The 15,637-nt window shown below is 62.5% G+C and carries 4 protein-coding genes; 3 read left to right on the forward strand and 1 reads right to left on the reverse strand.

Annotated elements, in window-relative coordinates:
* The 3 genes from LCF60_RS21140 to LCF60_RS21150 all read left to right on the forward strand — a co-directional run.
* Positions 1 to 4,099 (forward strand): toxin TcdB middle/C-terminal domain-containing protein (locus tag LCF60_RS21140; RefSeq protein WP_292294519.1); only part of this gene is annotated, 4,099 nt, incomplete at its 5' end.
* Between the two features lie 138 nt (positions 4,100 to 4,237).
* The gene (locus LCF60_RS21145) at positions 4,238 to 5,023 is read left to right on the forward strand and encodes a hypothetical protein (RefSeq protein WP_292294520.1); all 786 of its coding nucleotides are present in this window, start codon (positions 4,238 to 4,240) and stop codon (positions 5,021 to 5,023) included.
* Positions 5,024 to 5,049: 26 nt separating this feature from the next.
* A complete protein-coding gene (locus LCF60_RS21150; RefSeq protein ID WP_292294521.1) occupies positions 5,050 to 15,072 on the forward strand; it encodes a neuraminidase-like domain-containing protein in 10,023 nt (3,340 codons plus the stop codon).
* 16 nt (positions 15,073 to 15,088) lie between these two features.
* Here LCF60_RS21150 and LCF60_RS21155 read toward each other — a convergent pair whose 3' ends face one another.
* Positions 15,089 to 15,223 carry a hypothetical protein gene (locus LCF60_RS21155; RefSeq protein WP_292294522.1) on the reverse strand — a complete coding sequence of 45 codons (135 nt, stop codon included), beginning with the start codon at positions 15,221 to 15,223 and terminating at the stop codon, positions 15,089 to 15,091.
* Between the last annotated feature and the right edge of the window lie 414 nt (positions 15,224 to 15,637).

Raw genomic sequence — 15,637 nt, forward strand, 5'->3', positions numbered from 1 at the left:
GCCCGATGGCACGCTGCCGGACGATCTGACCGATGAAGAGGCGCGGCAAGCCAGCCGCGCACTGCGAGGTGCGGTCCTGCGCGAGGAGGTCTATGCGCTGGACGGGTCGGACCGGGAACACCTGCCTTACTCCGTCGCCGAACGCCGTCAGGAAGTCCGGCGCCTGCAACCGATGGGCAGAAACCAAAGCGCTGTCTTCCTGGCCTTCGACGTCGAGTCGCTCGTGTTTTCCTATGATCGCCAGATCGTCCATGTCGATGGTGATCGCCTGGTGGATGCCGACCGACCCGGGGCTGTCCCGCGCCTCGACCCAAGGATTTCACATTCGCTGGCGTTGGAACACGACCGTTTCGGGACTGCACTGAAATCGGTCCAGATCGGGTATCCGAGGCGTTTCACCGATCCCGGCGCGCCCGAGGATGTCCGCATTGCCCAGGCCGACACAAAAATCGTTCTGAACGAAACCGACGTCACAAACGAACTTGATGACAGCGACGCGCGACGTACGCCAGCGACATGGCAATCAACAAGCTACGAATTGACCGGATACCGGCCAAGCGGCAAGTATGGCTTCTTCCGACGCAAGGACTTTGTGCGGCAAGGACAGGGTGCCAGGCCCGAGATCGTCCGCGATGCCGATATTTCGTTCGAAATGGCTCCCGAGGACGGCCGCACCCGCCGCCTGCTTGCACGCCAGCGGACGCTGTTCCGACGCGACGATCTGGACGGTCCGCTTCCGGTCGCCGTGCAAGGCGCGCGCGGTCTGGTCCACGAGGGCTTTGCCCTAGCGACAACCGACAGTATCGCGCGCGCCGCTTTTGGCAAACGGATCGACGCGTCTTCGATTGGTGACGCGACCGACTTGGTCAGGCTGACACGGTTACCCGGCGATCCGGAAGATGGCTGGTGGGCGCCGAGCGGCCGAATGTTCCTCGCGCCAAAGACCGCCACGAGCCCAGTAGACGAATTGGCTCATGCTGAACGCCATTTCTTCCTGCCTCACAGGCTCCGCGACCCACATCACACAGAGGCGCATCCGCACGAAAGCTATTTGCGCTATTGCCGCTACGATCTCTTGCCGGAGGACGCCGAGGACGCCCTGGGGAACCGCGCCACCGTGGGAATACGGGCGTCCGATGGCACGATCCTGGAACGCGGCAACGACTATCGCGTTCTGCAGCCCAGCGTCCTTTCCGATGAAAACCGCAATGTGTCGATGGTTGCATTCGACGCGCTTGGCCTGCCCGTCGCGACGGCGGCAGGCGGCAAACCCGAGGACAACGATGGCGAGCGACTGGACGCCACGCTTAAGCTTGATTTAACGGACGCCGAACTTGCGGCGCTGTTCGATGCCCCGGATGGTCCGTCAGCCGCAGAGCTGCTGGGCTCAGCGACGACGCGCTCGGTCATAGATCCGCGGCCGGTACCGGGCGGCGCCGCGCCGCGCCCGTCGGCGGCGCTCTCGCTTGCCCGGGAACATCACGGGTCCGACCCCGGGCGGATCGCAACCTCGCTTGTACATTTCGACGGCGCCGGTACGGCAATCCAGACCAAGGCGCTTCGCGATGAGGCGGAGGCCCGGCGCTGGACCTGCTCTGGCTGGGTCGTAAAGAACAACAAGGGCTTTCCTGTCCGCCAATTCGAACCGTTCTTCACCGACACACACGCGTTTGAGTTTGACGCGCGCAATGGCGTCAGTCCCATCATGCTTTACGATCCGCCCGGACGGGCGATCGCGACAATCCTTCCCGACCACAGCTTCACAAAGGTTCGCAGCACACCCTGGCGAACAGAGGCTTGGGACGCAGGCGATACCGTTCTTATCTCCGACCCGTCCCGGGACGCGGATGTCGGCCCTTTCATCGAACGCCTGCCGCGTGCGAACTATCTGCCCACCTGGCACGTCGCACGCATCGATGGCGACAAGGGGCCAGAGGCGCAGGAGGCTGCGCGTCGCTCGGAGATTTGTGCCGGCACGCCCGTCATCTCCCATACCGACAGTCTTGGCCGGGTCATCGTTAGCGAGACCCTCAACCGGCTGCGTGGCGAGGATGACATCGTCACCGAAACCAAGGAAAGCTCGTCGGCGACCCTGGATATTGCCGGACGTCCGGTTGCCGTCACTGACGCGCTGGGGCGCCGCGCCGCGGCATATACCTATGACATGGCCGGACAGCAGATCGAAAAGGCATCGAACGAGGCGGGCAGGCGTTGGTTGCTGGTCGATGCATCGGCGCAACCCGTCCTTACCTGGGACGACATGTGCCGCCGGACCCGGACCGAGCACGATCCGCTTCGTCGTCCGGTCGCGGTCTGGATGTCCGAAGGCGACGGACCGGAAATGCAGATCGCCGCCACGATATACGGCGAGCAGAGCGCTGAGGCAGAAGCTCGAAACCTCCGGGGCCAGGCGGTGGAGACCCGCGACCAATCCGGCGTAACAGCGGTGGACCGGTTCGATTTCAACGGCAACCTGCTCCGGTCCGTCCGGCGCATCGCGCAATCATTCGACACCCAGCTGGATTGGTCGGGCGACGTGCCTCTGGAGCCGGAGCGTTTTGTCACCGAGCTTGTCTTCGACGCCCTCGCCAGACCGATAGTGAGTATTCCTCCCCATGCCGAAGGCTTTGGAATCCATCATGTGGTCCAGCCGCGCTTTGACCACCTGGGACAGGTTCGCGGCGTCGATGTCTGGCACGATCGGGATGATATTCCCAAGGTGCCGCTCGACCCGGACAGCGATCCGCCCTCGGTCGCCGGGGTGCGCGATATCACCTATGACGCCCGCGGCGCCCGGACCGAGATGGTCCATGCCAACGGTGTGCGCTGCCGCTACCAGTACGACCCGGAAACCTTCCGGCTGGTGCGGCTCATCTCCGAGCGCCCGAACGGCGTCCTGCAGGACATGCGCTACACCCACGACGCTGTGGGTCATCTGACCCATATCGTCGATTCCAACGCGCAAAAAGGCTTCTTCGATGGAGCTGCCGTCGGGGCCGATCAGAGCTTTGAGCACGACGCCAAGGGGCAACTCGTCCGTGCCACCGGGCGTCTGCATCTCGGTCAGGCGGGCGGAGAGGCCGGTGCGGGGCCCGATGCACCGGGACGTCCCACACCGCATCCGAACGACGGATTGGCGCTGGCCCGCTATGTCGAATACTACACCTACAACACGGTGGGCAACATCATGGAGATGCGTCGCCACGTTCCGTCCCGGCCCGATGCGGGCTGGACCCGTCGCTATGATTATGCCGAACCGGGGCAGCTCGACCCCGGGATGCCGTCTAACCGCCTCACCGCGACCCATCTGCCAGAGGACGCGGTCGAGCGTATCGGCGGCTACGACGCGCACGGAAACATGCTGGGCTTGCCGCACCTGGCAGCGATGCGGTGGGACCACGCCGACCAGCTGCGGATGACCGGACGCACCGTGAACGGTGAGCGGACGTGGTATGTCTATGACGGGGCGGGCGAACGTATCCGCAAGGTAACCGTCGATGCCGATGGGCGCCGAAGGCATGAGCGGCTGTACCTGCCTGGCGGTGTCGAGATCTTCCGCCGCCACGGGACCCGCCCTCTGCTTCGCGAGACGCTGCACGTGAGCGATGGCGAAACGCGTTTTGCGGAAGTCGAGACACGGCTTAACGGTGAGAAACCCGGACAGGCGCGCCGGCAATTCCGCATCCAAATGGGCAACCACCAAGGCAGTATTGCCCTGGAGGTCGACGGCGATGCGCGGGTGATCTCGGCCCAGGAGTTTTCGCCCTACGGCGCGCGAACTTTCCTTTCCGTGGCAAATGACCGTGAAGCGCCGCGCCGCGCCTATACGGGCCAGGAGCGCGACTCCGAAACCGGGCTTCAAAGGCACGGGCTTAGATACTATGCGCCTTGGCTCGGCCTCTGGACCAGCGCGGACCCGGCGGGACTGGTGGATGGGCTGAATTTGTATGCCTATGTGCATGCCAATCCCGAAGCATCTCGCGACACCACGGGACTTGCAGATGAAGGTGTAACCGACATTGCAAAATGGCTTCAGGGCTTTGTCGATTCCGTTCCGGAAGACGAATACAAGCTTCTGTCTTATCTATCTCCGGTATAGCAGGGAACGACCAGCGCGACTCGCGGCACACGCTATCACACGGTTCTCGAAGCAGCCGTTCAATTTGGGTGGGACAATGATGTTGGCGCACAGACCGACCGTGTGCTGTCAGAGGTTATTTTTGATGACACGGGTCACTTGTCAGCAATCGAAACGCCGCCCGGTGCCGCAAGCAAAGACTACCGCACCGCCGATATCGGAATTCTGAAAGAGGGGCGTTCGCGCGCAGAGATTGCCGAACGCCTGGCCGCCGGAGAGAAGATCAAGGCTGACGATATATTTGACGCCGCGGTGGACTACAAAACCGGCAATGCACGTCTCAAGAAAAAGGGCGCGTTCGAGGCATTGACGAACCTCCCCTACGTCAAGCTGAAGAAAGGTGGCAATCTCGCTGGCGATCTGGGCAAGGCCCTCGATGCTGCGGGCAATGCGATCCAGGCAACGAAGGCCCTGAAGGACATCGATGTACCAAACAAGGGCCTGAAGGGTTTGATAACATCAGCCGTTGGAGCCGGCGTGTTCGCGTGGCTCAAGCCTGTTGCGGCTTGGGCGGGTCCTGCCGGAGACGTGCTGGAAGGCAGTCTCGGAGCCGCGAAGGTTTACGCGGCAGAACCCGAGGACCGCGCTCGCGTGGCCCAGGAAGAGACCTTTGGCTTCGGCGGAGGTTTGCTTGGGGCCGGGCTCGGAGCGCTTGGTGTCGGCCTTATTTGCTCCACCGGATGGGGGTGCCTCATACTGGGTATCGGCGCAGCAGGTGCCGGAGGGTACGCAGGAGACAAGGGCGGACGGACGCTTGCCGATGCGATCCCGGAGGGCAGCGGGTCAGCGATCGGCCGCGAAGACGACAACTACATTTACTATCCCGGTGAGGCCATCAACAAGAAGACCGGCAGGTTTGAACTGCGTCCTGGTCCAAAATTCTAAGCCATCCGGCAGAAAGGAAAGCATCAATGCCCAGAGTAATCGCAATTCGCCTTCTTTCCGAAACGCCGGTCGAGCCGGAGACGTTCACCAATTACCTCGAGGACCTGGAGATCACGGTCTTTGACGCCTCTTTCGGCGATCCCGGAGCAGAGAACGCGGCGTCGGAACTGGGAACGGCAGCCTATTTGCCGCCGACGACACCGCTCGACCTCGCACCTGGTGACGACCCGATCCACGATGTCGACACCCGGATTGTCCAGCATCACGGACAGAGCCCCATCCCGCTTGGCGGCCCGATGATGTTCTCGGTTGGAACCGCTGTCATCGAAGTGCCTGACGGCGTGCCGGCAGCGGAACATGAAAGCGTCGATCTCAGGATCACGATGGAGCGGAACGGCGCCACGATCACCCACAAGCGGCGCTATTTCAATGTGTCGACGACGAACGGCAGCCTGCCCGCCGACCCGCTCGACTTTCAGCAGTTCCCCGGCAGCCTCTACCTCTATCTGCCCGCACCGGGAGTGGAGACCGGCGGCACGCTAAACGTGCCCGAGGACGGGAACGCGCCCAGATTCGACGAACTTCTCGCCGCGGTTGAGGACGTCATGAGCGACGATCCCGGCAACATGAACGGCATCGACAGCCTGACGCCGATCCAGGCCCGGCACATCGCGTCGGAAATCGTCTGGGACGGTGCCGCCCGCCCATTGCCGGTGCCGGATGCGCCGCTCAACCTGATCTACACGCTCCCCTTCGCCGAAGGGAACGGACCGGAGCGCGCGCGCGCCACGTTCGAGGGCGATCTGAAAACCTATCAGGTCGGCAACGATGCCACGGCAGAGCGTCTGGCCAATTTCGTCTTCGCGATGTCGGCAGCGCTTGCCATCGCTAACAGCATCCTGACCGGTCCAGACGGCGACCGCGCAGCGCTGATCTTCCCGGCCGACCCGGGCGATCCGGAAACGGCGACGGCGCGAGTCAAGCTGACCGGGCTCACCGGAACGGCGCCCTTCGCGGTGCCTGCCGCTTACATCTACGCCCTGACCGCGACGCTACCCTTGCAAGTCACGGTCGAGCAGCGCTTCCGCATGGTGGTCTTCAGCAACGAAACCGGAACGGTCTCGACGTTGGAGGACGCCGTGCATAACGGCATTGTCGCGTTGGATCCCGGTATAAACCTGCATCAGGCCGCACGGCGCCTATCGGCCCTGGGAGGTGCGCGCGAGAACGGGTTGCCGGAATGTCCCGCCGGTGACGAAGCCGATGTAACCGCGTTGATCGCCGGTTGGCTGGCCGAGCAGGACGAGGATATCTCGACATTCTGGTCCACGCTGGATGCGGCCGAAACGAGAGGGCATTTTCTAATCGTCCTTTGCGCGATCACGCGCGACCACGCGGACCTGGTCACGGCCATCCGCAACGATCTGGATGGCGGTGTCGCGACGATCGCCGCGCTGCGTGCCGTAACGGACGATCAGTGGCTCGCCCTGTTTCAAGGCGACCCGTCACTGTTGCCGCCATTTGCCCATCCCGGTTCAGTGGCCGAACAGACCCGCACATTCATGCGCAACCTCCGAAAGTTCTTTGACGCGGCTCTTGCACTTTCCGCGCCGGGTCCGGCGGAACCGGGGGCCCTGCCGCTTCTTGGCGAAAGCTGGGACGATCTTCTGTCCAGTCTCGGCGGTGACATCGAAACCTTCGATCCTTCCGCGAACGCGGCCCTGCTCGACAGTCTTTTTCCCGACGATGCCGCCGGGCGCGAAGATTTCATTGCTTGGCTCGGATGCCTGCAATCGGTGCTCGCCCTGACGTCTGGCATCGCCCCGGAAGGACTACGCTTTTCCGTGGCCGAAGCGCTTTGGGCGCGAGGCTTCGTAACACCCGACCACTTCGCAGGCGTCGACCTGGAAGCTTTGACCGCTTCACTGATCGGAACGGTCGCACACGCGCATGCCGCAACCATCCTGGCGAACACTGCTGCGGCGGGCGCGGAACCGCTGGTGCCGATCGGTCCGTTCGCGCCCGTAAACCCGTGGGGCGCACTGACGAATTGCATCCCCCCTAAGCATGTCTCGCCACTCGGCCCCGTTGCCTACCTCAAGGAAATGCTCCAGGTTGCCGAAGTCGCGAAATGCGATGATCCGCTGGCGGCGGCGGATGGCGCGAACTCGCTTGGCGCAGCGCTCTCGGGGCGGCGAGGTCCGATTGGCCAGCTTGCGGCCAGCCATTCCAACGCCTGCGTTCCGATCCCTCAGATCGACATCATCAACGAAACGCTCGAACATGTCGTGGTCACCGGAACCCCGCCCGGCACCATCCGCGACACACACCGGGACACGCTTGGCGGGCACACGCTGGACACGCACCCCAATCCGCCAGCAGGTGTAACGCTGCACGCGGCACAAACGCTCTTTTGCGCCCTGCCCGAGCACGCGACGCCCGCCACTCCAACCGCGGAACAAGCCGCGTGGGACACGCTGGCCGAAGACTTTTCCGACTGTATCCTCCCCTACAACCAGCCATTGGACGTGACGCGCAGCACACTCAAGGCATTGGGCACCAGCCGATATGCGACGATGCGCGCCTTCACGCGGGAGATTCACAGCTTCGTACATGCACCACAGGGGGTGCCTGCGGATTTCCAAAGCCATCTTTGGCGCTATCCCGTGCCGCTGCCACTGGCGCTCGATTATCTTTGCATCTCGCAGGAAGAATTCGACGTTCTCTATAGCCCCGGCCAGCTTGGGCCGGCCGCACTTCCCGAGCACTACGGGTTCCCCAGCCTCCCCGGTGTCGATCCCGATGCCTGGATGGAGGAGATCGTTGTCCTGTCGACCTTCCTCGAACGCACTTGTCTCAGCTATTGCGAGTTCCGCGAACTCGTCCAGTCGGGCTTCGTCGACATCGTCGTCCGGCATCGACGGCAAGACGTCCTGCCGGAATGCGAGCCGTGTTGCCTGGAAGAGCACCGGTTGGAATTTCCGTCCGACCCCGGCCTTTTCGGCCCGCTAAAGCGGCTGATCGTGTTCATCCGGCTTTGGCGACGTCTAAACCAGATGCCAAACACCCGTTACACCTTCGCCGAACTTGCCGACATCGCAGACGTGCTGACGCTTTTCAATGGCAACACCGCAAACACAATGTTCGTCCCGCAACTGGCGGCGTTCCAGATGCTGCGCGACGATTTTGACCTGGCCTTGGTCGACGCAAGCGATCCGCCAGGTGCGGGGGCTGTCGGCGCGAACCGCACGCATCTTCTCGCGTTCTGGGTGCCCGGCACCTCCAAGGCGCAGTGGGCGCTGGATCACTTGCTGATCCGCATCCAGCAATACGCAATCGGCACCTATCACTGCCCATGCCGCCCGCCAGAATTCATCAAGCTGCTTCGCAGCAACATGGACCCACTGTCGCGGCTGGCCGGGTTCGATCCGGATACGGCCGGGCGCGAGTGGGATGCCTCACCCGGTCACACGCTGCGCATGGCAGAAATCCTCGCGAAGATCTACGCCTCGGAATTCCAGGTCGGCGAACTTCTCTTCCTCTTCACGGCAGACCCCCAGCTGCAAGGTGGCGATCCCTACCCCTCGCAAACCACAAACCACGCCCGCGACCTGCCGTTCGGCATCCCCAATACTGAGAAGGAGAACAGCCTTTTCGCCCTGCGTGACAGCTTGCGGGAGGTGACCGTCGATCCCGAGGATGCTTCGGCCTGGACCTGGGCGAAGATGGGTGAAACCCTGCGCGAGATCTATGGACTGCCGGAGGGCGCATCGGAATGGACCGCCCTCGGGACGCATTTCTTTCCCGATATCCTCGAAGCGGAAGGAACACCGGTCGCCGGTGCCGACCGCGTTTGGCGGGCCAATCTGCCCGCTGGGTCCACTTCGGAGGCAATGTGGAACACACCGGAAGGTCCGTTCCGATACCTCGCCGGGTCGCAGGAGCTGGAAACGGACCTGCCGCTTGTCGATGCAGAGGTCATCGCGAAGCTGGCGCGCATCCGGCAACTGACCGCCGCCGAACAGGCCGCCGTGAGCACCATCTACATGGCGCCGCGCGCACTTCTTGCGTTCTTCGGATTTCTTTTTGAGAACCAGAGCGAGGCCGAGGTCTCGATGCTTGAGTTAACCAGTCCAGCAGATCGCTGGGCGTGGTTCCAAAGCACGTTCGCGCGCTTTCATGCCCGCAGCCTGGCCTTGGCGGATCATCTGGCCGCGCATCTCGCCCGTGTAATCGGTGATCAAAAGGCGGACGGCGCAGAGACAGCCCTGCACGTCCTGCGGCATCTCGCGGCGGACGAGAACACGGCGACCGGCCCGTGGGAGAACGACACCGGCGCGGTTCCCGGCGTGCAATGGACGCCGCGACCGAACGGCGGCGCTTTTCACGCACTTCACGGTGTCGTCGGCACCGGTCTTATCGCAGAGTATCGCGGCGCCACCCCTTTGATCCGGTGGCGCGAAACCAGAGGTGGCATCGAAGCGTTCGGAACTGCCGAAAATGCCACGAACGGGCCGCTTCCGACCATTCTGCCTGCCATGAACACAACGCTGACGCCCGACCAACTGGACTATGTCGCGATCCGAAACGGCTATGCGATGGGCAATGAAGACGGCACGCCGGTCGGCGGTGCTGAGCCGTTCACGCTGACATGGCGCGGCCTGCTTCTGATCGAGGAAGGCGGGAAATACGGCTTTCGCGCGGGCGCGCCGCGCCCGGGCAACGAATTCCCCGATTTCGAGGCGCTGGAGCGCTTCCATCGCTGGCGCGTAACGCTGCGGCAGGGGCAGAAGACCTGGAAACTCCTTGCCCACGGTTATCAGGACGAAGAAGCACCGGCGGATTGTGCCAAGCCCATTCATCTGGAGCGCGGCTTTTTCGATATCGAGATTGAATTCGAGCGTTTGCCGCTTTTCTTCGACGGGCCCGAGGATATCTGCGCGCAAGAAACTGGCTTTCAACTGAAATACGACGGCCCGGACGCTGGCGGAGATTGGCAGGTCATCCCACATGACAAGCTTTTCATCGGAACCGGCGAGCGGCTGGACGCCGACCTCGATACCGGGACGACTCAGCCCGGCGTTTTCGGCGCGCTCGCAGCGCGACATGTGGTCAGTGTTCGCTCGATGCGGCGGACCTATCAGCGTGTGTTCAAGGCAATGCTCTTCACCGATCGGCTTGGTCTCGGCGCGACCCCGGTGGTCGACAGCGGTCAGTCCGAGCTGGGGTATATGCTGTCGCAACCCGAAGCTTTCGCCGGGCAGTCCTATTTCGATCCGGGCGGCGGATTCCAATCGCATCGGGCCAATTTCGATTTCAACTTGTTTCCGGTGCTCGACAATTACTTCCCCCCTTCCCCGGCTGACGATCAGCGCGCTGCGCCCAGCGATCAGCGCAGTTCGGCGCTTTTCGACTGGTGGGAGCGATTGTTCGACTACAGCGTTATGCGCGCCGATGTCGCGGGCGGCGGCGAAACGCATCCCGTCCTCCTCTTCCACGAAGCGGCAGAAGCGCATGTCGACGAACCGGCGCAACTGCTGCGCCATATCAGGGTGGGCATCCGGCAAGTACCGCTTGTGCTTCGCTATTTCGACCCGTTCGAGGCCGGAGCGACCTTCGATATCGAAAGCGGCGATCTGATCGACGACCGCTGGGGCGTCCGCGTTTGGCGCGCAGACCGGTGGATCGACCGCCTGCGTCAAGACTTCCTCGAAGCAGATATCGACGTCGCCGAGCCGCATCTGTGGGCCGCGCATCCCGTCGATATGGGGGGTCTGGCCAATCTTGCACAATTCTATCGCGATGGCCTGATCGAGAATGACGATCCGCGCCGCTATAAGGAAATCGAAACGCTGAACGACGGCCTCAGGGCGCGTGGTCACAACGCATTGGTCGCCTATCTGACCGCGATGAACCGATTGCCCCTCCCCTGGGGCGGGTTCGCAACTCGGGCGCGCGATCTCTCCGATCTGTTTCTGCAGGATGTCGACGCAGGGCTTTGCCAGAAAATCTCCCGCGTGGAGGAGGCGATCTCTGCGGTACAGCAGTTTGTCGACAGGGCGCGAATTGGGTTGGAAGCGGGCTTCACACCGGGCCCCACCTTCGCATCCGCCTGGGACCGGCACTTTGCCGATTTCCCGACATGGCAAGCATGTAAACGCCGCGAGATCTATCGTGAGAACTGGATCGGCTGGAGCGAGGAGGCCGTCCTCAAAGGGTCCGAAGCCTTCCGGTTTCTGGAAAGCGAGCTGCGCCGAAGCGATCTGACCTTGCCCGTACCGGGTGGCGGTGTGCACTGGTCCGGGTCGGAACTGCCTCCCGCGGCTGCGCTGACCCTTCTGCAGAAGCGCGAACCGGCGACCATGGCGCGTCTGACACCCCCGCGACAGGGCATTGGCCTGATGGGGACGCCCGACCGTCACGCCAGACCCAACTGGCTGTCACCCATTCCCGGTGCCTCCCTGCCCGAAGAAGACGACGTCATCCTGTTCGACACCTCTGCCGCAGCGGCAGCGGACGGTCGAGGTATCGGTTCCAGACACGCACCTGACCTGCCAATGTGGTTCGAGGCCCCGGTCCGCCTTGGTACCCGTTTCCTGCGCATCGCCGCGGCCGGGCTGCCCTATGCATCGGCCACTTACGCACCGAAATGCGCCAAACCCGACCCGACCATCTGCTGCGAAAGCTGTGGCCGCAACCATCCGCCGTTGATGGACGAATACTATTTCTGGCTGGACGTTTCCGAAGAGTTCTTTCCCGTCGAGCAGGTCGCGGAGTGGGTCCCCCGCAGAGATGATGATGACGACGACAATGGCGACGATGTCGATCTGGACAGCCTTCCGGTCGATGGCTTTGGCGCGCCCATTGTTGATACCGTCTGGCACGATCCAGCAGCCTTGCCATCCGCCCTTGCATGGGCGCCGCGCAAAATCGCGCGTCTCAACTGGTGCCGTGTGCACAACGGCGAATTCCAGACGCCTCGTCGATCGAGCGAGGGGGTCTTGTTGCTGGAAGACATGGCGTCCGGACAGCCCGATCTGACATTCCGGGGGCGCATTGCCGACTCGCTCTTTTTCGACGTGGCCGGCGGTGTGGAGCGGGTCGGCGTACCTGGACCACCCGCGCCGGGGTTCCGGTACGATCTCGCTCCGGACACCGCGATCCCCCTGCCCGAACTGACCGCAGCCGAGGTGCCCGCGATCCCGGGCGGCCTGCCCGCTTTCCCGTGGTTCGCCTTCACCTGCCCCGGAGATCCGATCTTGCCCGATCGGGAATTCGCAACGATTCTGGCGGTCGCCCAACATCTGCACACTCACTGCCGCTATGAAGAAGCGCTGAAATGGCTTGAGCACGAATTCCCGCCGCTTCAGGGAGACAATATCTGGGCCGAATGCGATCGGCCAACACGTCCCGATCCGATCGATCCGGGGGACGATCCGACGATTCCGGATGACGATCCCGACGGCACACCGAACACGCCCGTTCCGGTACCGGCGATGTTGCCGCCCCGTCCGGCCAGCCGTCCTGGCGAGTGCTGCTGCGCGAGCGATCCCGTGTCCGACCAGCGTGCTGAACGGCGGCTGATCATGATGACATACGGAGAAATCCTGCTCGATTGGGCTCAAGCCCTGGTCCGAAAGGATGCGCCCGAGGCATATCAAAGGGCGCGGATGTTGACCGATACCGCGCGCCGCATCCTGGGCGGCTTGCCCAAGTCCATCGTGACCAAGCCGGACGACACTCCGGCGGCTGCCATCCGAGATGTCACGCTCGCTTGTGCGCCGCTCAATCCCCGGCTGATGTGTCTTTACAACCGGGCCGAGGATATCGAAGGGCAAATTCATGCCTGCCTGGATTCGCGGCGCCACAAGTCCGGCCGCCCGAACGACGGACAGCCCTTTTTTGAAGACGACCCTCGCCGGGAATGCTGGCAGCTGTCAGGGGACATCTGTCTCGATGCCGCCTTCTGGTGCCGCCGACGCAGCCCGCACCGTTTCAGCGTTCTCGTCGAAAGGGCCCGCCGCGCTGCGGCTGAATGCGCCAACATGGGCCGCCAGCTTCTTCAGGCCTATCAGCAGGGTGATGCGGAATACCTGTCGTCCCTGAACACCAAGCATCGGCGCCAGGTTGCCGATCTTACGCTTGATATCCGCAAGAACCAGTATCGCGACGCGGATTGGAACCGACAGGCGCTGCTCCTTGCAAAGGAGCACGCGATCACCAACCTGACATATTACCAGAACCTTCTGGCCGCCGGTTTGCTTTCAGGTGAAGCGCAATACGAGCCGTTGATCGGCACATCCACAGGTCTACGCTCGGCAGGGAATGTCGTTGAGGCAATCGGTCAGGCAATGAACCTCATCCCCGATCCAAATGTCGGACTGATGAGTTTCGTCACCCTGCAGCCGGGCAAGAAGCTGGCGATGATCTTTTCTTCCGCAGGAACCGTGGTGAACGTGGCCGCCGACATCGTCAATACCGTCGCATCGCTCGGGCTGACGAAGGACGGATGGGAGCGGCGCGCAGACGCGTGGGAACACAACAAAGCGCTCAGCGAAATCGACGTCTCACGGATCGAACGGGAAATTCTGGCCTCCGAACGGCGTCGCGACGCGGCGCTGCGCGAGCTGAACGTGCATCGTCAGAACATGGCCAATACCGCCGAGATCGAGGATTTCCTGCGGGACAAGTTCACCAGCCACGAGCTGTTCCTGTGGCTTCAGAAGGAAACCATGGCGCTTTACGCGCAGTGTTACGACCTCGCGCTCCAATGCGCGTGGGACGCGGAACGCGCTTTCAATTTCGAGCGCGAGCTTTCTGCCGACCGGTTTATCGCGCTCGACGCGCCGGATACCCTGCATGAGAGGCTTCTGGATGGCGAGCGCCTGTCACTTGCGCTGGCGCGCATGCAAAAGGCCTACGAGGATCGCGACCGTCGGCCCTACGAGCTGGTGAAGCACATTTCCATACGGGATCACTTTCCGTCGGCCTTCCTGCAACTGATCTCGACCGGTCGCTGTGTGATCGAGCTTCCCGAGTGGCTGTTCGATTGCGACTATCCCGGGCATTACCTGCGCCGTATCCGCAGCTTGTCGGTCACTCTCCCCTGCATCGTCGGACCGTATCAGGGTGTTCATTGCAAGGTAACGCTGCTCGGGTCGAGTATCCGGGTCAACCCCGAGGTCTTTGCGCCCGATCATCGCTGCTGCGACGACACAGGCTGCAACTCCGGCTACGATGCCTTGCCCGACGACCCGCGCATCGTCCACCTTCATGGCGCCGCCGAAGCCATCGCGACATCGTCGGGACAAGGTGACACCGGTCTGTTCACCCTAGATCTCAACGACCTGCGTTACCTGCCGTTCGAGTACCAGGGAGCGGCCTGTAGACTGTGCATCGAACTCCCCCCTGAAACGAACAGGTTCGACATCGACACCCTGAGCGATCTTGTCCTTCACATGCAGTACACCGCGCATGAGGGCGGGGATCTGCTGCGCGCCGCTGCGGCCGAATGTGCAGAACGTCATCTGCCGGGATCAGGGACGCGGTTCATAGACGCCAAGCGCGAGCTTCCGGGTTTGTGGCGTACCATGGCGGCACCGATGCGCCACGGGATGCCCGCCAGCCGAGACGGCGCGTATCTTGGCCTGCGTCTTGATCGCGGCATGTTCCCGTTTCTCACCGGCAATCGCCGGCCGCGCGTCGACCGCATCCAAGTCTTGTTCGAAGCGCCCGACGCCGACCCAAGCCGCCATCACGACGTGATATTCTTCGCCGGCGAAGCGGTCGAGACCATTAAGCCCGATACGTGCCGCGAAGGCGTTTTCACGATCGATTGCGTTGCCGACGCGGCATGGCCCGGGTTTTTCCATGGAGTGCTCGACATCGATGCGGTCGAGATCGCAGGGCGAGACGGGACGTCGCTTGGTGTTCTTTCCTTCCATCCCGAGATCGACCGCCTATGCAACGTGTGGCTCCTTTTCTCCTACGGCGCCTCGGATGTCATGGCGTCTTGCGACCGGAAAGCCGAAGATGACGTGATTTGCTAACCTCCGCGTCATCCGATCAGACTGCGCTCGGACGGATCTCCAGAAACGGCGCGGCTTGTATCTCGTGACCTGCATCGACCCAATCATCCTGAATACGCACATATGAAGGGTCAATATCGAGCGGCCAGGAATTGGCCAGATCAAAAACCACCGGACACTCCGTTCCGCGCTAAAGAGTCAATAATCCGAGCGTTTACCGAATGCGGCGAATGACCGTCTGGCAGAGGCATATGCGGGAAGATCGGTAGGTCATCTTGGGGTAAATCCCATGCGCATGTAAGAAATCCCTCTGAATCCAGCAGAGGGTTCCAATCTACTCGTAGGCAAGCAAGCAAAATCCGGTCTTTCGGCACAACAAGAACGGACGTTCGTGAATTTCGACGCGTTCGTTACTTTGGGCGTATTTTGTTGAAAAACTCGTGCTTGATCGCAGCGTAAGTTGCTGATTCAATTCTTCTGACCAGCGGGAGAATTGAGCAATGTTGGGACCGAGACAGGAAGCGCAGGCAGCACTTTTCTACGAGTTCTCGCTGGAGGATCATGTTCCCCAAGATCATCTGCTTCG

It is taken from the genome of Marivita sp. (assembly GCF_020055635.1).
Classification (GTDB): Bacteria; Pseudomonadota; Alphaproteobacteria; order Rhodobacterales; family Rhodobacteraceae; genus Marivita.